Raw genomic sequence first — 20,092 nt, 5'->3', positions numbered from 1 at the left:
CTGCAGAACGGTCGGATCGGTGCTGACCTGCGGTTTCTCTCGCCGCCGGAGGGAGCGGCGTGGCTGCCCGTCGTCTTCGGAACCGTGGCAGAATCCGAGCTGCTACGACACGGCGGCCTCGCTACTGAAATTGAACTCGGGATGTCGGGTTCCTCGCGGGCTGACGTACGTCAGATGTGGGCCCTGACTTGCTGCACTGGATGTCCGAGTGCGTTCCCGATGGCGGTCAGTTCCTCGTCGCTGAACCAGGCGCGCTCTGGGTTCCAGATGGCGATCTCGAATCGGGCAAAGCCACAGGGCCAGTCATACTCCAGCGCATCCAGCGAGGTCGCGGTGCCACAGAAGGGACCACCACAGCAAGGGTTGCGAAGCCGTCGTCGCAGTGAGCTTCGAACAGGTCAGCCCACCACTCGGTGTCGATCGACGCGCCGCATCGGGGACAACCAACCTTCTGCAGATTCCGACCACAGTCGACAACAGTGAGCGTGTCGTTCTGCCCGGCCCGTCGCCGCGGGAGTTTGTGTGCAGGACAGTGAAGACGAGGCGGCCCCCGGTTTGAGTGTGAGGGCCAAGGCGGGTAGCAGGAGGTGCGGGTCGGGGTAGGGGACGGCGTTGACGGAGTAGATCACGTCGTACGGTGCGCACGTCTGAAGGTGTGCGACGGCGTCCGCGACGGCCAGGGTGAGCCTGGGTTGCTGGTGGGAGTGGGCGCGGGCACGCTCGATCTGCGGGGCGGAGGAGTCGACGGCGTCCACCTGTGCCCCGTGGTCGCGGGCGAGGTGGGCGGCATGCCCTGCGGTGCCGCAGCCGAGATCGAGCACGCGCTTGCCAGCGAGATCTCCGAGAGGCTGATTGCCAGGTCCGGTGCCGCCGGGGCCCCAGTCGATCCGGTCGATCTCCGCCGGCTGGGTGCCCCTTTGGAGGTGATGGGCGCCGTACGCCGTCCACGCACTGTTGTTGGCAGACTCCGCGGTATCCGTCATTCCGTGCCTCCGTTTTCGGTCGGCCAGGTGAAGACGAGGCGGGTGCGGGGCTTGGTGATCACCTGTGCACTCGTCTCGGCGGGAGCAGGGGAGTCTGCGGGGTAGATGGTGAGGGTGGGGGTGGTGCGGCGGGCGGTGCGGTCCCAGGCGGTGACGCAGTCGGCCATGGTGTCGGCGAGGCGGTCGGCGGCGGGGCCGTAGGCGTGGATGCCGAACTCCCAGAGGCTGCTGCCGGGTTGGGGGTTCTCCAGTCTGCGCATCAGGAGGTGGGCGAGGGTGTCGTCGCGGACGAGGGTGGCGGCGTCCCAGCCGTCGGGTCGGGTGAGTAGACCGGTATCGAGGTCCTTGTCGACGGCGAGGCGGGCGAACCGGGTACCGAGGTGGGTGGCTAGCCACAGCATGAGCATGTCGAACGGGGTCTTGCCGGGGATGGTGATGCCGGTCCAGCGTTCGGTGCGGGGCATGGCGAGGGCCGCTTCCAGGCGGCTGGTGTCGGTCGGGGTGCCGTCGGCGAACCGGACGGTGATCTCACCGCCGCGCAGCTGGATGATTTGGTCCTCGCGGTAACCGGGTCCCTGCATGGGGACGAATCCGCACACCTCGAACCGGTCGGCGGTCAGTACCCCGTCGTGGTGGGTGAAGGGGATGGACCAGGTGTAGCCGTGGATGCGCAAGGGGACGATGAGGCGTCCGCCGTCGGTCAGGCAGTCGGTCCAGGCGGGCGGGATGTCGCGGGCTTCGACGGTGACGATGACAGCGTCCACGCTGCCGGGGGCGGCGAGTTCGGCCGGAGCCTGCTCGCCGTTGCCGAGGTGGACGCGGACGTGGTGGTAGCCGGTGTCGTCGAGGAAGCGGCGGGCACGTTCGGTGACCCAGGGGTCGATGTCGATGCTCGTCACGCTGCCGTCGGGGCCGACGATTTCTTGAGCGAGGGCGGCGTTGTAGCCGCCGGAACCGATCTCGATCACTGTGTCGCCGGGCCGCAGGCGGGCGTCACGGAGCATGTCGGCCTGCAGCCAGGGCGCCGAGACGCTGCTGGTGGCACGGCCGTCGGAGTCGCGTTTGGTGACGACTGCCCCCACGGGGAAGGGGTCGTAGGCGTCGGTGAGGGGGAAGCCGGGCAGGAAGCGGTGCCGGGGCACGCACCGGAAGGCGTCCTCGATCGCGCTGCCGCCGTCGACCCAGTCGGCGTCGATCAGCCGGTCGGTCATTACTGTACGCAGCCGGGCTGCCTGCTCGGTCTGCCGGGCGGCCCCGGGCGGCTCGGGCACGGTGACGGGGTAGCGGTTCACGGGCGGCAGCCCGGCCAGCAGGCCGGGCCAGACGGTGTCGATGACCTGGGCGCTCGGCGTGAACAGCGGTTGTGACAGATGCGGCAGGTCGGCGACCTCGTGCCACTCCCAGCGGCTGATCACGTCCGGTTGCCTGGCCGCCGGTTCACCCTCGTAGGCGGTGATGCGGACCGCGGCGGTCAGGCGCAGGACACCGTGGACGGTGTCCGCCAACAGGGCCAGCAGCCGGGCCCCCGCCGGATCCGCCGTGAGGCCGGTCTCCTCCTGAACCGCCTGTACGGCGCCATGAAGGAAGTCCGCGCTGGCGTCCTGTCCTGCGCCGGGCAGCTCCCAGACGCCGTGCCGGGCGGACCAGCCCAGCAGGATCCGCCCCGGTTGGTCGGTGACAACGGCGCCGCCGCCGATGAGTCTGTTGGAGGAGGGCTCCCCCTTTTCCGTACAGGCGGGACGGACGGGAGAAGGGTCACGCAGGACGAGGACGGCGAGCCCGTCGGCGTCGTGGCGTTCGGCGGTCTGCCAGCCCTCGCCCAGCACCGCGAGTTCGTCCTCGTCCAGGGCTATGCTGCGTCGGTCCGCGGGGACGTTCGCGGTGACGGGGGTGATGACGACGAGGGCGCCACCGGGGCGCAGGCGTTCCCGCAGCCGGTTCATCACGCGCGTCCGGTCGCCCACGAAAGCCCAGGCCAGACGGATGGTGATCAGGTCGTACGCCTGGTGGGGCAGGCCCTCGGTGCCGTCGCGCTCGATGTCGTGCAGCAGGTAGGTCACCGCCCGGGGCGTGAGAGCGGGAGTGTGGGTCTGGGCGCGGGTGAGGGCTTCGGGGGCGAAGTCGATGGCGTCGACGGTGTAGCCGGTGACGGCGAGGTGGCGGGCGAGTTCCCCCGTGCCGCAGCACACGTCCAGAGCGAGGCCCTGGTCGGGGGCCGGAGTGTGCTCGGTCAGCAGCCGGCGCTCGGCGTCGCCGAGCGGCCGGAAGGTCTTGCCGCTCGTGTAGTGCGCGTCCCACTCGTCGGGCGTGGTGAAGGCCACGGGGAAGGCTCCTTGCCTGGGATGGGGTCAGGTGAAGGTGTGCGTGCGCAGGGCGCGCAGGGTGCGCAGTCCGCGTTCGATGAGTTCGGGGTCGTCGTGAGCGCGGCCATAGGCGATGCCGCTCGCTGCGTCCAACGCCGCTTCACAGCAAAGGCGTTGAAGCTCGATGCCGGTCAGGGGGCGGCCGTAGCCGGTGAACAGCGCCTCGTACAGGTCCGGCCGGCCCTGCCATGCGTCGGCCAGCCGGACGAAGTCGCGGGCGGCAGGGCCGAGCTCACTGCGTTCGAAGTCGATCAGCCCGACCCGCACGGAGGCAGGAGACGCGGCGTCTGTGGTGGTGATGAGAGTGTTGCGGGGCTGGAGGTCGCCCAGGGTCGGTACCCACGGCTGTATGGGCAGGGTGTCACGCAGGGCGGCCAGGGTGAGCACGAGGTCCTCGTCGCCGTCGGCGAGCAGAGGCCGGGCAGCGTCGAGGTGGCGGTGGAGTTTGCCGGGCCCTGGAGACGGAGCCGGGGCGGGAGCGGCTGCCTGGTGGTAGAGCGCGGTGAGTTCGCCGACCTGCCGGTAGACCTCGCGCTCCACCTCGGGAGTGAGGACCTGCCCGCGCAGGGGCTGCCCCGGCAGTTCGGAGAGGACCACCACCCGGTGCGTGTCGTCGGCTGCGACGAGCCGCGGGGCACACGCCCCGAGTGCGGGGGTCCAGTTCCGCAGGGCGTGTACCTCACGCTGATGGAACCGTTGGTTCTGGTGCTGCTTGACGTACCAGGCGCCGCCGCGTGCCCCGGTGACCCGCCACACCCGGCTTTCCGGCCGGAGCCATGAGCGGTCCGACCAGGCGGCGATGGGGCCGACCGCCCGCTCGACGAAATCACACACGGCCTCCTCCGGACCTTTTGCGTCGTCGGTCGGAAGACTGGTGGCGAGGGTTAGCCGGTCGTTGGCCGGCTGGTAGGCGATCGGGTCGTCGCTCTCCTGAAAGTGCACGGCGAGGGTGACCCCGGCGCGGTAGGCGTCGATACCCGCTCGGCAGTAAGCCACCATCGGCTCGGGCAGCGCATCCAGGGCGAACCAGTCCATCGCGTCGCACCGGTCTGGCTCCATGATCTGCGGGGTGCCCCGCCAGCGCCGGGCTTCGAAGAACACCCCCATGCGCGCCGTGCCACCGGGTGCGCGGTGGTGGACGGTGACCGTCGGTTGTACGTCCCGACGGTCAACGAGAACACCGGTCTCTTCACGGGTCTCGCGGATGACCGCATCGACCACGTCCTCGTGTGGACCGTCGAGTCGGCCGGACGGGGCGTGCCACATACCCGTCGCGTAGACCGGGCCCGCGCGCCGGGACAGCAGCACCAGCGGGCTTGGAGTCTGCTGGCGCAGGAACATGTGGACGTCGACCGCCAGCGTGTACTCCGTGTTCTTCACGGTGCTGTGCGGCCCGGTCGCCGTGCGTCCTTCGCGTGACGGGTCAGCGGCATGGTTGTCGTCGTCTTCAGATGCGGCGCGGGATGACACCTCAGGTCCAGCCCATTTCGGTGTAGAGGCGGCCGTGGCAGATGCCGTCGATCGCGGCGCGGGTGTACCCGACTGTGGGCTCCGGGAGAGCATCCACGGGCCACCAGTCCCAGCTGACGCACTTGTCGGGTTCCATGACGCGGGGCTCGCCCACCCACGCTCGGGTCCGGAAGACGAGCTGCATACGCGGCTGGGTGCCCGGCGCGTCCAGGACGTGGACAGCGTGGACGAACTCGACGTCGTCGGCCGCGATACCGAGGCCGGCTTCTTCCTGGGCTTCGCGGATCAGGCAGGCGATGGCGGACTCCTGTTCGCAGTGCCCGGCCAGGAAGTGGTGGTGCGACGGCGCGTACGGGGAGTCGGGGTGGCGCAGCCCGAGCAGGACGTGGCGATCGCGCTCCGCATACAGGTGCACGCCGACGACGTTGGCCACGGTCCTGGTCTCTTGGGCTCGGACGCGCAGCATGGGAAACGGGGCGCCCGGGGGCGGCTCAGTCATGGGATTCTCCACACGGACAGACGAGGTGCGACGGGAACCGGGGCGCCCCGGCCCGGAAGCGGCGCGACGCCGGGGTGTCAGCGGTTGGTGGGCAGGGTCAGGAGTTTGGAGAAGAGGCCGCCGCCGGCGGCAAGGGCGTCATAGGTGCCCTGTTCCGCGATCCGGTGCGTCATCGGGGCTGTCCCTCCCACGGTGTCGGCCGGTGTGGCGGATGCACGGTGTACAGTCCGTCGGCTGCGGACGTCGCGCGTGGGCCGTTCGCGGTGTGGTCCAAGGCATCCCCCGGTGGGCGAAGTACGGGTTGTCTCTCCGTCGGCGTGCAGGCTGTTGGCGTGGCACGAGGCGAGTGCGTCACGAGCGGCCTCCCGGCGCGAGAGCGGAGAGCGCGTCGTCGAGGTCGTCGAGGTGGTTCAGCAGGAGGCGGATGGTGCTCTGCCGGTCGTGCCAGTGCTGCTTGAGATCGGTCTCTGCCTCGTGAGGCAGCCCGTATTCCGTCGTGGTCGCGCCGTAGAAGCTGAACAGCAAGTACAGCAGGGCGATCCGGGCGCAGGCCCGTACCTCCGGTAGGGGAAGGCTGGGGTTTTCCGAGCAGTAGGCGGCCACCATCGCCTGGACGCAGGCGATCCACTCAGTGCTGTGGGCGACCGTGCGCGGGTCGAAGGCGGCTCGTCCCAACTCCCAGGCCGGCATGGCGCGTACGCCGCGGAAGTCGATGACACCGGTGACGGACTCGGCGAGGACGATCAGGTTGGTGCGGGTGAGATCGGCGTGCAGAGCCTGTTCCACCAGCGTGTGAGGCAGGCGCTGCCTCAGGCGGGAGGTGTGCTTCTGCAGGTCCTCCCGCCGCTGGTCGAGGTCGCTGCGTAACTGCTCAAGCTGGTCGTGTCCATGTCGAGCCGCCATGGCCAGGACCTTGGTGCACCTCGCGGCTGCCTCGGTCGCGGTGATGGTGCGCCAACGGGACTGCTGCACCCGCTGCGGCATCGGGTAGGCGGCCAGCACCCGGTGCATTCGTCCCATCACGACGCCGATGTCTTCGGCGAGAGCGACGGTCATCGCCGAGGTGGCCACCCGGCCGGGAGCTTCGTCGGTCACAGCCCAGGCGCTGCCTTCAGCGATCGTGACGAGATCGCCGTCCAAGTCCGGCCGTACGCGAGGGATGGGAAGCTGCGCAGCACGGCAGTATTCCGACATATCCCAGGTAGCCCGTGCCGCGTCTACATCTGCCGTGGATCGGTACTCCTTGACGAACAGGCGCAGCCCGTCCATGGTCAGGACCCGTCGATTGATCGTGTCCGTCCCTATGGGCACCGGCTCGATGACATCCACGACGAGCCCGTATCGATCCTCCAGTACATCCGCCACCAGCGCCGCACCTGGGTTTGCGTCACTCATGTCCATGACCGGTCCCTGGAGGGTGAGGGCTGGAGCGCGGCGCGCATCCGGGTCTTCGTGAACGGCCTGTCCTTCGACTGGGCGACAAGCCCGCGTAGCGGGGACGGGTTGTCGGGCGACGCGTATCCAGGGCGTACGTCGAGGCACTGCCGGCCAGCCCCGGTGGTCATGGTGCTCCGACGGACTGTCCAGAGGGCCTCGGGGTGTGCGGGGATCTGATGAGCGAGGCGGGGTACAAGGGTGCGATTCATGGAGTCCTCCAGCGGTCGGGTGAGCGAAGACACGGCGGGGCGTCGGCGATTTCTGAAGGCACGGCTGTCCCCGGTAGGCGCCAACAGCGCGACATCTGAACCGTGTTGGGGATGACTGATGATGACCGGGACAACGACTCGGTACCCCGACTCGAACACGCGTGTTTGAGTCGGATCCCCGCCCCATGAATTCGGGGGCTGCGGGCCGTCGGCCGCCGTCCAGTACGGCTCTCGGGACATTGAACATGGCCGAATCGCCGGGAGCGGATATGCAAGTGACCCATGGGACTGGTGAGACAACCGGTCTTGGGGCACCCGCCCGCTGCAGCCGAAGAAGTGTCCAGTCTCAGCCGTCACGAAAGATCTCCTCCCTGGCATGCGCCTGCACATTGCAGTTGAACGGTCAGTGGCCGGGGGTGAGGATGCGCTTTAGGTCAGCGAGACCGAAGCGGGCGATCACGAATCCGTGGTCGGTCCACTGCGACACCTCCTCGGTGGCCGCGACTTCGACGCTGCGCACTGCCGGCACCAGGTTGGGGGTGGAGAGGATCCAGTCGATGCGCTGGGCAGGGCCCTGGTCCGTGCGGGTCAGACTCGCGGTCGGGGTGAGGGCTTCGCGCTGTCCCAGGACCGTGCCAGCGTGGTGGGCGAGGTCGATGTATACGTGCTTGCCGCCGGTGAGGATCTCGCTCGGCTGTGTGTCGGAGACTCGCTTGCCGTCCCGCACGATGGTGCGGTGCTGGTAGTGGACGGGGTCGTCGACCTGGGCCCACAGGAGGTGTCGGGCGATCTCGTCGCTGGTCCGGTGCGGGTAGCTGTTGCCGTCCAAGCCCATGAGTACGGTACGGCCGTGGTGAGCCAGCGGGCCTCCGTGGCACGTAGGATCGGGTCGAAGTGGCACAGGTGTGCGGAGAGGAGTTCGAGGGGCTCGGGGCATCCCCTCAGGCGTACTCGTACCTTGCAGAACGGCTTCCACGGCAGGTCGTAATGGGTGTGCGAGACGACCTCGAAGAGCCGGGGATCGACCATGATCCCGGGGAGATTGCGGCTGCGGTTCGGCACCGGATCCGGCATGAACGGAAGCAGGCCGCCCAGCTCCTGCGCCTCCTCGTGCAGGTCGAACCAGCCGTTCTCCCAGGCGCCGGTCAGTTCCTGCCGGAAGACGATGTGCGGCTTGACGGCAGCCAGGAAGCGCCGGTACTCGCGACGCGCATCCCTCTTGCCGTCCCGGCCGCGCCCGTTATGGTCCACATTGCAGCACGCGACACGCAGTTCGGCAGTGTCATCGACGATCAAGGAGGTTCTCCAAAGAGGGTGGCTGGACACGGAGCCCGTCCCATCTGCGACGGCGGGGCATGCACGAGACGGATGGCATGTGGGGCTGGCGCATCGGTCAGCTGGCCAGCGCGGAAGAAGTCGAGGTCACGGCTTTACAGCGATGGCCGCGAATGCCGTTGAGGCGCCAGGGGGATAGGCGGGGCCTGGAACACAGTGCCAGTGGGCGGTTTCCACGAGTCCGGGTTCGAGGAGGCGCCATCCGTCGAAGAAGCGGCCGACTTCATGAGGGCTGCGCAGGGTGATGGGACTGATCGACTCGGTGTACAGGTCGCCGACCCGCTTCATCATGCCTGGGTGCAGTGCGGCGGTGGGGTGGGTGATGGAGAGGGCGCTGCCCGGGGCCAGGCGGCTGGCGAGAGCGGAGACGGCGGGGTAGGCGGCGTGCTGGGGCAGTTCGTGCAGGACGGCGTGGGCGAGTACGGCCACCGGCCGGGACAGGTCCAGAGCGTCGAGCAGGTTCGGGTCGGTGAGGATGCTGTCGGGCTGGGCGAGATCGGCATGCACATGCGCGGTGCGGTGTGGGCGTGGCGCGGTGAGCAGCGTGGCGGCATGGGCTATGACGATCGGGTCGCGATCGACGTAGGCCACGGCGATCTTGCGTCCTCGGGGCAGGGCTGCGACGGCGGTCTCGTACAGCGTCGGGTAGGTGGGGAGCCCGCATCCGAGGTCGATGAACTGCGTGATGCCCATCTGGCGGGCGAGCAGGGCGACCGTACGGCGGGCGAACGTGTCGTTGATGGCGACGGCGTCCCGGAGGAACGGGGCGACGGCGAGGAGTTGCTCGGTCATTTTGATGTCGACGGGGTAGTGGTCTTTGCCGCGTCGGAGGCAGTTCTGGATCCTTGCCGAGCTCGGCTTGGCGGTCAGCTGCCGCAGAGCGATCGCCGAGCCCAGCGTCGGCATCTGGGCAGTCGATCCGACGGTGTGGCGGGAGGGTGCGCTTCCGCTCTCCGGAGCAGGCTGGACGACATGGCGTGTCGCCCGGTTGCGACGTTTGGCTGATGCGGCTTGTATGCGGGGCGGTTCGATGCCGTGTGCTTGCTCCAGCCAGCGCAGCAACTGCTGTGTCTGCCTGAGCAGCACCAGTAGGTGTTCGTACGCTCGATCCGGACGCGGCCTCGAACCGGCACGTTCCTCGACCAGGCCGATCAGCGCCCGGAGTTCCGTCTGCTTCTCTTCCTCGGTGCCGTCGGCAAGCGGATCGGTTGTCACGAGGCGCAGTGCGAGTGCTGCCAGGGAGGTGAGGGTCGCGGCGACGGCCAGGGGAGCGGTCGGGACGCGGAAGGAGATGCTGTCCAGCTCCCGCCGCGCGTTGATCAGCAGCGTGGACGCGTCGGTGCCTTTCGTGCTCGCGGCGGGAGTGGTGATCGTCATGGGAGTGCTCCGTACGGTCCTGTAGGGGTTTGAGGGATCAGGTCGCGCAGCGGGCGCCCTGGCGGGCGCAGGGGACGGTATTCGGCCGGGAGTTGCTGGTGGGCGCGTGCCGTGGGGTGATCAGGGGGCGTGGGCTAGGCCGGTGCACCGTCGATGTAGACGGGGAGTTGCTGGTGGCCGTTGGAGATGAACGAGGCGAGCGGACGCAAGTCCTCGGCACCGGTAGCCAGGGTGAGGCGGGGGTAGCGGCCGAAGAGGGAGGTGAGCGCGATGCGGGCTTCGAGGCGGGCGAGGCCGGCGCCGAGGCAGTAGTGCGCTCCCACGCCGAATGATTGGTGGTCCTTGCGCGTGGGCCGGGTGACGTCGAAGCGATCCGGGTCGGTGTGGGTACGGGGATCGCGGTTGGCTGCCGCGTAGTTGATGACGATCAGGTCGCCTTCGGCGAAGGTCACCCCGGTCTCGGCGTCATAGATGTCGACGGTGGGGAAGCGGGGAAGGATATTGGCGACTGGGGCCTGGTGGCGCAGGGTCTCGTCCACGACGTCGTCCATCGTGATGCCGTCCTCCTCGGCCGTGACCAGGGCAAGCTGGCCGGGATGGGCCATGAGGTTGACCGCGGCGTGGTCGATCAGGTTGACCGTGGTCTCGTGGCCGGCGCCTATGAGCAGCAGGAGACTGTCGACGAGTTCCTGGTGGGACAGCCTGGTGCCGGTGGCGGAGTCGTGTGCCCTGATCAGGTCGGAGGTGACGTCGTCTCCGGGCGTCTCGCGCTTGACGGTGACCAGTCCGTCCAGGGCCTTGTAGAGAGCGAGGTTGCGGGCATCGGCCTCAGCCTCGGTGATGTCGGTGGCGAAAGCGCCGCCGATCAGCTCGCGGAAGGTGTCGTGGAGGTCGTCCGGGACGCCCAGGAGCATGTTGACGACGCGCAGCGGCAGCACCCAGGCGAAATGGTCCCGCAGGTCCACGGGGCTGCCGGCGCCCCGGTGGTGTTCGAGGTCGTCGAGGAGGGAGTGGGCGATGTCCTCGATGGCGGGGGCGAGCGCGCGGACGCGGCGGATCTGGAAGCCGGTGCCGATCAGGCGGCGCAGGCGCTTGTGCTCGGGCCCGTAGGCGGTCAATGCGTTGCGGACTTGGACCCACAGGCGCAGGGGCCATTTCTCCGGGATCTGCCCGTCGATGAAGGCGGGCCAGTGCTGATGGGCGTCCTTGGAGACGCGGTCGTCGAGAAGGAGGCGCTCGATCAGGCCCGCGTCGGTGACCGACCAGGCGGCGACGCCTCCGGGGAGCTCGATCCTGGCGGCCGGGCCGAGGGCGCGCAGTCGGCGCGCCTCGGCGTGGAGGTCGGAGCCCGCCGGGTCGATCGCGAACGGGCAGCTGGGCGGGGGAAGCTGGGTTGTCATTGCGGTCCTCTGCTGGGGTTCGGGATGGTGGAGGTCGTGCGAGGGAAAGCGACGGGGAGATACGTCCAGCCGCTCTGGAAGGTGCCTGGGCGGCGGACAAGTTGGGCGGGTGGGCAGGCGAGGGTGAGGTCGGGGATCCGGTCCATGACGCGTTCGATGGCGGTCTCGGTGATGACGCGGGCTAGGTCGGGTGCCGGGCAGGCGCGGATGCCTGCGCTGAAGGCGAGGTGGGCCCGGTTGCCGGAGCGGCGGTCGGAGCCGGCGGCGAGGGCGGGGTCGCTGTTGGCGGCGGCGAAGGACACCAGGATCGGGATGCCGGGAAGCAGCCGGATGCCCTCGTAGGTGTGTTCTTCGAGCAGGTAGAGGGGGCAGTAGCTGGACACCGGCGGGTCGTCCCATAGCACCTGGTCGAGGGCGTCGGAGATGGGCCGTACGCCGGTGTGCAGGTCACCGCTGAACCGGTCGTCGGTGATGAGCAGGAGCAGGGCGTTGGCGATCAGGTTGGTGCACGGGGTGGTTCCGGCGCCGATCAGCAGGAGGATCTGCTGGATCATCTCCTCGTCCGACAGCTGTGCCTGGTGGGACACCAGCCAGGAGGTCACGTCGTAGCCGGGCCGGTGCCGTTTGAGCCGGGCCAGGGCCAGGCACGCCTCTTCGAGTTCGATATTCACCCGGGCGGCGTCCTGGGTGGTGTCGAAGAGCTTGGCGATCGACGTGACGATGGTCTGGCCGATGTCGGGCGGGCAGCCGAACATGTCGATCAGTACCTGCATCGGCAGAGGGTCGGCGAAGTCGGCGACCAGGTCGGGGTGTTCCTGGCCCATGAGTCGGTCGAGAAGGCCGTCGGCGATGCGGGACACGCTGGCGGTCAGGGCGTGGGTGTCGACCCAGGAAAGGCTGTCGGTGACCGCGCTGCGCAGGCGGGCGTGGTCGTAGCCGTCGAGCCACAGCGCGTTCTTACGCGGTCGCATCATCATCAGCGCGGGGGCGTCGGCGGGCACGCGTCCCTCGCGCAGGGCCTGCCAATGGTGGGGGTCCTTGCGGAAGATGCTCGGGGTGTTGCGTAGCAGGTACAGGGCGGAGCGGTAGGTGGTGGTGATGTAGCCGTAGACCCCGTGGTCGATTTCACATGGCGCGATGGGGCCCTGCGCCCGAAGCTGCTCGTACGTCAGGCGCGGGTTCGTGCTGAATTTGGGCCCGTGGATCGGCAGCGGGTGCTGCGGGACGGGCGTGGGTGTGTATCCCGCCGGGCTGTAGGGGCAGCCGCCGGCCGCAGGTGGCCAGTGGGGCGTGGGTCCGGGAGGTGGCGTGGTCATCGCGTTGGCTCCGGCAACAGGGTGAGGAGGTAGGACACGAGGCTGATCAGGGCGTTCTTGGAGCTGGGACGGTCGCGTGCGTCGAAGAACACCAGCGGGGTCTGCTCGGACAGGTCCATCGCGGCCCGCAGCTCCTGGGCGGTGTGCTTCGGGGAGTCGGGGAACTCGTTGACCGCGATGGCGTAGGCCAGCCCGAGTTCCTCCACCGTGCCGATGACGGGATAGCTCTGCGCGAGGTGGCGCGTGTCCACCAGGACCAGTGCCCCGAGTGCGCCGTGGGCGAGATGGCGCAGGATGGGGAAGAACCGTTGTTGCCCGGGCGCGCCGAAGAGGTAGAGCACGAGTTCAGGGCTGAGGGAGAGCCGGCCGAAGTCGAGGGCGACCGTGGTGTCGCTCTTGTCGGGGCGCCCGGTGAGGTCATCGACGGGGACACTGGCCTCGGTCATCACCTCCTCCGTCCGGAGGGGGCGGATCTCCGACATGGTGCCGATGACGGTGGTCTTGCCTACGGAGAAGGCGCCCGCGACCAGAATCTTCACGGTGGTCTCGTCACCGCGCAGATGGGTCCCCTCGGCGGGGTTAGAGCTTGCGGAGCCCCTCAAGGACTGCCTCCAATACCTCTCGGTCGGCCGCCTGGACGGCGTAGAACTTTCCGTTGGTGGTGATGTGGCCGCGTTCCATCAGGTCGGCGAGCAGGACCCGCAGGACACTGAGGGGAAGCATGAGATACGCCCCGATCTCGGCCACGGTCAGTGCCCCGGGCTGGCACAGCTCCAGCACGCGGCGCTGTTCCGGAGAAAGGCCCGTGCGCTCCAGACCCGGACTGGCGATGCGCACGGTCGTGACGAAGTCGAAGTGGTTGCGGCTCGGCTCCGAGCGCCCGCCCGTCACGACGTGCAGGCCCACCAGGCCCGGCCCCCGGACGCGCCGGGACGCGGTCATGACGCGGACGGTGCCGGTTGCCGCGGGGGAAGACCGAGGTGATCGCCGATGCGGTCGACGACCTTTTCCATCTGGTACGACACGGCCTCGATGTCCGTCTTCTGGCTCATGGCCACGGCCAGATACGTGCCTTCGCGGGCAGCGATGATGATGATGTACGCGTGCTCGTACTGGATCAAAGTCCGCTGCCACGGGCCAGCGGAGAAGGGCTCGTCTTCGCTGCTCCGCGGCTTGCTGGCGAACTCGGTCGACTCCTGGCTGACGGCCTGCAGTCCGGTAACGGCTGCGGCCACCCGCTCGGACATGGCCCTGGGGATGTCCTGGCTCCGGTCGATGTCCTTGGAGCACACGATCGGCAGTCCGTCGGCCGACAGCACCATGGCACGCAGGACACCCGGCTGGGCGAGGAGTTCCTCATCCAGCATCCAGCCCAGCCCGCTCAGCATGTCGAGCTTCTTCTTAACGGTCGTCATCGGTGTGGTTCCCTTCTTCGGGGAGGTGGGGGCCCGGGCCTGAGGGGTGGCCGCCGTGGGTGCCGGCGCGTTTGACGCCGCGCAGGAAGGCACCTACGGCCCGGCCGCCGTCGCTCGGGGGCTGGGTCTCGTGAACAGGGGCAGCGGCATGCCGCGGTCCGGGGGCTTGCCGGGTGCGCTGCGGGAGGCCGCTGTCGGGGCGCGTCGGATACTGCGGCGGTACGTCGTGAGCTGAGGCCGGCTCTGCCGGCGGCGCCGGAGCGGAGGCGGTGACAGGCGGGCGCAGCCGAGCTTGCTCGTCCCCCTTGGGCACGTCTGAGAGGGGCACCAGCAGCTCCTGCGGGATGAACACCCAAGCCCGCACACCGCCTGTGGCGGATACCTGGTCGGCGCCAGCCCGGAATCCGTAGCGCGCGGCGTACTGCCCGGCCGTCACGAACCCGAGCTGAGGCGGGTTGCGCATCTGGGTGATCCAGATCTGCTGGCCACCGGCAAGCAGCAGGCCCGCGTTCGCGCGGTTCTCGGGCGTCATCCCGATGCCCGCGTCGTCGATGAACACGGTCACCCCGTTGGCGGCCGAGACGTACCAGACCTGGACCTTGGTGCCCGGCTCGGAGTGGCGGGCCGCGTTGTCCAGCAACTCGGCCAGGCTCAGGACGATGGGTTCCACCGCTCGGCTGGTCACGGCGAAGGGAGCCTCGCCGGTGATCTCGATGCGGTCGTAGTCGCGGATTCGCGAGACGCCGCCGCGCACGACATCGATCAGGGGTGCGGGGTCGCGCTGGCGCCCGGGCCAGGAGCCGATGAGCACGCTGAAGGCTTGAAGGCGCCGGGCCAACTGGTTGCCGCCGTGGGAGATCTCGATCGCGTCTGCGAGCACTTTCGGGTCGTGGTGACGCTCGACCATGGCTTCCACCGCGCCCTGCAACTCGTTCACGAGCGGCTGGATGGCACGGATGAAGGTGCCCAGAGTCGTGCGAGTCACGTTCTCCGCGCGGTCGGCGGACTGGACCGTCGTCTCGTGCACCGTGCGCAGGACTTCCGCCAGAGCCCGGCCGAACTCGCCTTTGCTGAGTTCCGGGTGGAGCGAGGGCGGAGCCGCTGCCTGCTGGCCGCTCAGCACGGTGTGGATCAGGTGGGGCACCTGCTGCTGAGCGAGGTGCCGCACCTCGTCGTCACGGGCTTCGACCGCCTGCCGTTCCATCCGCAAGGACGTCTCCAGGGTGGCGACGCGACGCTTTCCGTCGAGCGACGCGGCACGAAAGCGCACGGCCACGGCCACGGCTGCGACAGCAGCCAGGGCCAACAGCCAAAGGACCGGATCCAATACGCGCGAGGTCATCAAATCCCCGAAGTAGAAAGAAAGGTTGGCGATGGGGAGGCATCGGTCCCCCGATGCCACGCGGTGCCGGACGAATGACACATCTGCGATTCAGCCCGGCGGCGTGAAACCGTCGGCTAGAAACTGATCTTCCCGACGATCTGGGCAAGGCTCGTCACGGCCTGCGTGACGGTGGGCGCGATCGAGGAGTCGGCCAGGTAGAAGCCGAACAACGTGCAGACGACCGCGTGGCCCGCCTTCAGCCCGCTCTTTTTGACGAGCAGGAAAGTGATGAACCCCAGCAGGACGACGGCCGAGACACTAACCGCCATGCCGGACCTCGACGTTCCGTACCCCGGCGGACCGTGTCAGGGACAGCCAGTGAAGGAGCGCGGACGAGTGGGTCCTCGTGTTCCGCGGGCCGGGCGGAAACAGCCACACCCCCGAGCAACGCGACTGCGGTGTCGGCGGTTCGCCGGTCGAGCACTCCCAGACACCCGGGCGGCACAGCGTCTGTGGAGCGTGCCACCGGTAGGCGGTGTCCGACTCGACGGGGATGTGCATCCTGGCGTGCGACTCACAGCAGAAAACCGGGCCCACCGAAAGGCCGTCCTGCCGGACGCCCTCCACCGCACGGAGTCCCACCCCAAGCCCGACCTGCACGACGTCCACGGCGCCCAGCCGTGGCCTCGGGAACGCCGCCAGTTGAACCCCCCAGCTCAACTCGGACTGCGTGGGAGACGGCGACCGCGCCTGCGACAGTACGGGTCGGCCGGGCGGAGAGTTCCAACCGTGCGACAGCTCCACGGGACCCGCCGGCCCCTGCGGCTGGGAGTGATCAGTAGCAACGCCAACTCGACCTGAAACGAACATCATCGGGAGACTCCTGTGCGTCCGAACGGACCGACTGAGCCGCTCGACCGGGCGACTTCTGTCGCCGGAACGCGGGCTGGCCCCCAAGACTGTTCACTGAACAGTGATTACGCACATGCCGAAGGTGATATCACTAAGGTGATTCCGGCTCCGCGAAATGAAGTCCGGAGAACCGTAAATCTCGCTCGGGGGAGGGAAGGGTGCCTCGCCAGGCACAACGGCGTTGTGATCGATGCGGCTGCTCCCTGAGCCAGTACAACCCGGATTCCCTGTGCGCTTCCTGCGCCCGCTCGCAACCCAGGCAAGCCCATTTCATGCCGTTCATCCCGGAGTATGTCTGGACGGACACCGAAGTCCGAAGTGCCCTTGGCAATTGGGATTTCAGCCGGGCCAGCCGCCTCATCCGGCTCCGAAGCGGCCTTCGTCAGGAGGACATGGCCCAGCTCACCGGGATGAGCCAGTCCTTCCTGTCCATGCTGGAGTCGGGCAACCGACGGCTCACCAACATCGACAAGATCATCGAGTTCCTGACAGGCCTCGGCGTGCCGGCCGACCTGGTCGCCCTCCCTCTCCCACACGCTCACGGCCCAGCCCAGCAAGCACCACAGGTCCCGTTCGCCGGCGACGCCGATCCGAGCCTCCCCTGGACCTCGGCCCGTATGGTGGAAGCACTGAGCAGCGCGGTAGGAGGCAACGCGATGAACCGTCGACGATTCCTCACCGCGAGCGGCGTCGCCCTCACCACCTTCGTCAACGCCTGGGACACCGCCGAAGCCGAACCCCTCACCAGGGCAGCACAGGGGAGCCAGCTCACCGGCGACCTCCTGGACGCCCTGCAACGCACCACCGACAGCCTCCGCGCCATGGACGCTAGCGACGGCAGCGGAACCCTCACCGCTCTTGGGAACAGCCACCTCCAGTTCCTCAAGCACCTGCTGGAGGAGACGTCGTACGACGAGGAGACCGGACGCCGCCTGGCTGCGATCATCGCCGACACCGCGACGCAGACCGGCTGGTTCGTCTTCGACTCCGGCGACCGGGACCGTCCACTCAGTTACCTGTACGCGGCCCTGCGCGCGGCGAAAGCCTCACAGGACGTACGGCTCGGCGCCGGTGCTCTGTCCTACATAGCCATCCACGGTTACTCCACCGGGGCCCCGCACCATGCCGTGGCCGCGGCCCAGCGTGCCCGGGACAGGGTCAGGCACCTCGGTACACCGGCACTCGAAGCCATGCTCCTGACGCGGCAGGCCCGCGGACACGCCAAACTCGGCGAACGCCAAGCCGCCCTCACCGCACTCGGACGAGCGGCCGAACTCTGCGCCCAGGGCCGCTCCGAACACGATCCGCACTGGCTGTACTGGGTCAACGAGGGTGAGATCCACGGCCAGACCGGCAGCTGCCACCTCGACCTCGGCGACCCGAGCAGCGCCGCCGTCAGCTTCACCAAGGCACGGCAGGCGCTCAACCCGGCGGACCACCGGACCCGGGGCCTCTTCCTCTCGCGTGCCGCCACCGCCCACGTCGAGCAAGGCGACGTAGAAGCCGGGGCCGCTGCGGCGTACGAGGTCCTCGACCTGGCCGCGAAGCTCCGGTCGGCCCGGTTCGACAGCCACGTCGCGGACATGATCCATGGGCTCCGTCAGGTCGCCCACAGCCCGTACGCTCAGGCCGTACTGGAGCGACACGCCGCCATGTCGGCAACAAGGAGCCGAACTTGACCGCCGCACCTAGGACCCTCGTCCTGTGGGACATCGACCGCACCCTGTTGTACGTCGGCGATATCGACAGACAGGTCTACCGGGAGACCTTCGCCGAGATCGTCGGTCGCCCCGCGGAGCGCCTCCCGGCACGAGGTACCGGCGTCACCATGCCCCTGGCGATCCGCTCCCTCCTGACGGACAACGGCGTCCCCGAGGCAGAGGTGCCGCACCTGCTGCCGCGCATGGTGGAACTCCTCCCCCGACGTCTCGCCGCGCACACGGATGACCTTCGCCGACAAGGTGTCCTCCTGCCCGGAGCCGTCTCCGCCCTCAAGAACGTGCAGGCCCAACCGGGATACGTACCGACGGTCGTCACGGGAAACCTCAAGCCCAACGCCCTTCTGAAGCTCCAGGCGTTCGACCTCACCGGCTTCCTGGACACGGAGATCGGGGGGTACTCGTCCGACAACGACCACCGCCCGAGTCTCGTAGCCGTCGCCCAGACACGCGCTCGGGCCAAGTACGGCACACGCTTCTCCCGCTCCAACACAGTCATCATCGGCGACTCCCTTGAAGACGTCCGCACGGGCCTCGAAGGCGGAGCACCTGTGATCGCAGTCGCCTCCGGCAAAACCTCCGCCGACGATCTGGCGGCGGCCGGAGCCGACGTCGTACTCGACAGCCTCGAAGACGTTCCGCGGCTTCTGGAAGCGATCACGACGCTGACCCGCTCCGGCCTCTGAGCACACCCCGCCGCCCACCAGATGGGGTATCACCGGCGTGATACCCGCCGGCGAGCGCCCGCACCTACGCTGCCGTCCGCAGACGATGAACGGGGGCGCGATGCCGAGGAACCCTCGCACATGCGCCGGCTGCGGATGCCGGTTGAGCCAGTACAACCTCGACGAACGGTGCGCGGCATGCGCCCGTACCAAGGAGTGGGAACCGCAACCGGCCCCCAGCATCCCTGACGCGGTGTGGACCGACCGCGCCATCCAAAGCGCCATCGTGGCCTGGGACTTCGGCCGTGCAAGCCGACTCATCCGGGAGCGGGCCGGTCTTCGGCAAGAAGACATGGCGTCCATGGCCGGCCTGAGTCAGGGCTTCCTGTCTATGCTCGAAGCCGGGAGCCGTCGTCTCACGAACCTCGACAAGGTCGCACGGTTCCTCGAAGGCATCGGAACGCCGGACGCCCTACTGGCCCCGCCTTTTCGCGAACAGGGGACGTACGACGTCTCCGTCCCCGCACAGACCGGATGGGCGCCCGTCGACGTGTCCCCCGGCGTGACCGAGACCACCGACCTGAACCAGTTGGCGGCCCAGGCCGCCGCGCAGTCCCTGCACTTCGCAGGCGACATCACGAAGAGCAACGTGAGTGAAGTAGAACTCGAAGGGATCGAGGCCACCCTCGCCGGGATCGCCGGCGACTACGTCCACGCACCGCTGCACCGGATCTTCGCGGACCTCGTGTCCACACGCGATCATCTCTTCGGCCTGTTGAACGGCCGCCAGCCTCTCGGCCAGACCAGAAGCCTCCTCCTGCTCGCCGGCACCAGCTCCCTGCTGCTCGCTCACGCGTCGCAAAACCTGGGCGCCGAGGACGCCGCCGTCGCACAGTTGCAAACGGCCTGGACGTTCGCCGAACAGTCCGATCACAACGACCTGCGAGCCTGGGTAAAAGGCACGGCCGCCCTGATCGCCGAGTGGTCGTCGCGAAGGCAGACCGCTCTCGACTACACACGGCAGGCGGCCCTGCTGTCCCCTGGTGGAGAAACCCGTATCCGGATAGCGGCGATCGAAGCCCGGGCTGCGGCACGTATCGGCGACCGCCGGACTGCCACGGCCGCCGTCGAGGAACTCAAACGGGCCCGGGACCGGCATGGGGCTCCAGACACGCTGACCCGGTTCGGAGGCCTGCTCACGTTCCCAGAGGCGAAGCAGCACTACTACATCGGTGGAACATTCGCGCTCCTTGGGGAGCACCGACTTGCCGAGCAGCACGCGACCACGGCCATCGAACTCTACGAGGCCGGCCCTCCCGAGCAGCGGTCGTACGGCGATGAGGCCCTGGCGCGCCTCGACATCGCGACAGCGCGCATCACTGCAGGGGAGATCGAGGGAGCCGGAGAGCAACTTCGGCCCGTCCTGGATCTGCCGGCGGACCGACGCATTCGGCAGCTCGGCGACGCCGTGCAATCAGTGGCTAGGCTGTTGGAGCAACCACGGTTCGCCCGGAACCCCGTCGCGCGTGAACTCGCCGACGCGGCCCGCGGCTATCAGGCGATAGACACCCGAACGAAGGCCCTTGCCCCATGACGACGACGGTCTCTCCCGAGTCCGCCGCCCGCATGGCCTGCCGAGCGTCAGGCCTGGCAGACCACTCACTAACCC

Annotated in this window: 17 protein-coding genes; 3 read left to right on the top strand and 14 right to left on the bottom strand. The window is 68.7% G+C overall.

What is annotated here, in order from left to right:
* Positions 1-398: 398 nt before the first annotated feature.
* The 14 genes from ACIQVL_RS05340 to ACIQVL_RS05275 all read right to left on the bottom strand — a co-directional run bounded on the left by ACIQVL_RS05340 (position 399) and on the right by ACIQVL_RS05275 (position 15,457).
* Positions 399-983 carry a class I SAM-dependent methyltransferase gene (locus ACIQVL_RS05340; protein WP_403474472.1) on the bottom strand — a complete coding sequence of 195 codons (585 nt, stop codon included), beginning with the start codon at positions 981-983 and terminating at the stop codon, positions 399-401.
* Positions 980-3,304 (bottom strand): methyltransferase, FxLD system, encoded by a 2,325-nt coding sequence (fxlM, locus tag ACIQVL_RS05335; RefSeq protein ID WP_403474470.1) that lies wholly within the window; start codon positions 3,302-3,304, stop codon positions 980-982. Before fxlM ends, ACIQVL_RS05340 begins: the two co-directional genes overlap by 4 nt.
* A 27-nt stretch (positions 3,305-3,331) precedes the next feature.
* Complete coding sequence (locus tag ACIQVL_RS05330) at positions 3,332-4,726, bottom strand: phosphotransferase (RefSeq protein ID WP_403474469.1); 1,395 nt, start codon at positions 4,724-4,726, stop codon at positions 3,332-3,334.
* Positions 4,727-4,817: 91 nt separating this feature from the next.
* Positions 4,818-5,315: an NUDIX domain-containing protein gene (locus ACIQVL_RS05325; protein WP_403474467.1), complete on the bottom strand. Its 498-nt coding sequence runs from the start codon at positions 5,313-5,315 to the stop codon at positions 4,818-4,820.
* A gap of 351 nt (positions 5,316-5,666) precedes the next feature.
* Positions 5,667-6,716 (bottom strand): phosphotransferase enzyme family protein, encoded by a 1,050-nt coding sequence (locus tag ACIQVL_RS05320; RefSeq protein ID WP_403474466.1) that lies wholly within the window; start codon positions 6,714-6,716, stop codon positions 5,667-5,669.
* A 648-nt stretch (positions 6,717-7,364) separates the two neighbouring features.
* Positions 7,365-7,790 carry a hypothetical protein gene (locus ACIQVL_RS05315; protein WP_403474465.1) on the bottom strand — a complete coding sequence of 142 codons (426 nt, stop codon included), beginning with the start codon at positions 7,788-7,790 and terminating at the stop codon, positions 7,365-7,367.
* Between the two features lie 593 nt (positions 7,791-8,383).
* A complete protein-coding gene (locus ACIQVL_RS05310) occupies positions 8,384-9,673 on the bottom strand; it encodes an SAM-dependent methyltransferase (RefSeq protein WP_403474464.1) in 1,290 nt (429 codons plus the stop codon).
* Positions 9,674-9,807: 134 nt separating this feature from the next.
* Positions 9,808-11,073 (bottom strand): cytochrome P450, encoded by a 1,266-nt coding sequence (locus tag ACIQVL_RS05305; protein ID WP_403474463.1) that lies wholly within the window; start codon positions 11,071-11,073, stop codon positions 9,808-9,810.
* Complete coding sequence (locus tag ACIQVL_RS05300; protein WP_403474462.1) at positions 11,070-12,389, bottom strand: cytochrome P450; 1,320 nt, start codon at positions 12,387-12,389, stop codon at positions 11,070-11,072. The genes ACIQVL_RS05305 and ACIQVL_RS05300 overlap by 4 nt, the downstream gene beginning before the upstream one ends.
* Positions 12,386-12,928: a GTP-binding protein gene (locus ACIQVL_RS05295; RefSeq protein ID WP_403474461.1), complete on the bottom strand. Its 543-nt coding sequence runs from the start codon at positions 12,926-12,928 to the stop codon at positions 12,386-12,388. Before ACIQVL_RS05295 ends, ACIQVL_RS05300 begins: the two co-directional genes overlap by 4 nt.
* Positions 12,929-12,968: 40 nt before the next feature.
* Positions 12,969-13,331 carry a DUF742 domain-containing protein gene (locus ACIQVL_RS05290; RefSeq protein ID WP_403474460.1) on the bottom strand — a complete coding sequence of 121 codons (363 nt, stop codon included), beginning with the start codon at positions 13,329-13,331 and terminating at the stop codon, positions 12,969-12,971.
* Complete coding sequence (locus tag ACIQVL_RS05285; protein ID WP_403474459.1) at positions 13,328-13,804, bottom strand: roadblock/LC7 domain-containing protein; 477 nt, start codon at positions 13,802-13,804, stop codon at positions 13,328-13,330. The genes ACIQVL_RS05290 and ACIQVL_RS05285 overlap by 4 nt, the downstream gene beginning before the upstream one ends.
* Positions 13,791-15,146, bottom strand: a complete 1,356-nt coding sequence (locus ACIQVL_RS05280) for an ATP-binding protein (RefSeq protein WP_403474458.1) — start codon at positions 15,144-15,146, stop codon at positions 13,791-13,793. The genes ACIQVL_RS05285 and ACIQVL_RS05280 overlap by 14 nt, the downstream gene beginning before the upstream one ends.
* A gap of 116 nt (positions 15,147-15,262) precedes the next feature.
* Entirely contained in the window at positions 15,263-15,457 is a 195-nt protein-coding gene (locus ACIQVL_RS05275; protein ID WP_362573765.1) for a hypothetical protein, read from the bottom strand.
* Positions 15,458-16,312: 855 nt separating this feature from the next.
* Between ACIQVL_RS05275 and ACIQVL_RS05270 the strand changes: the two genes are divergently transcribed.
* From ACIQVL_RS05270 to ACIQVL_RS05260, 3 genes are all read left to right on the top strand, one after another.
* Positions 16,313-17,719 (top strand): helix-turn-helix domain-containing protein, encoded by a 1,407-nt coding sequence (locus tag ACIQVL_RS05270; protein WP_403474457.1) that lies wholly within the window; start codon positions 16,313-16,315, stop codon positions 17,717-17,719.
* Positions 17,716-18,444, top strand: coding sequence for an HAD family hydrolase (locus ACIQVL_RS05265; protein WP_403474456.1), 729 nt, complete (start codon positions 17,716-17,718; stop codon positions 18,442-18,444). The genes ACIQVL_RS05270 and ACIQVL_RS05265 overlap by 4 nt, the downstream gene beginning before the upstream one ends.
* Before the next feature lie 142 nt (positions 18,445-18,586).
* Positions 18,587-20,017: a helix-turn-helix domain-containing protein gene (locus tag ACIQVL_RS05260; RefSeq protein WP_403474455.1), complete on the top strand. Its 1,431-nt coding sequence runs from the start codon at positions 18,587-18,589 to the stop codon at positions 20,015-20,017.
* Positions 20,018-20,092: the final 75 nt, after the last annotated feature.

This window comes from Streptomyces sp. NPDC090499, from assembly GCF_044769305.1.
In the GTDB taxonomy this organism is placed as follows: domain Bacteria; phylum Actinomycetota; class Actinomycetes; order Streptomycetales; family Streptomycetaceae; genus Streptomyces.
This window is presented reverse-complemented; position numbering and strand designations above follow the sequence as displayed.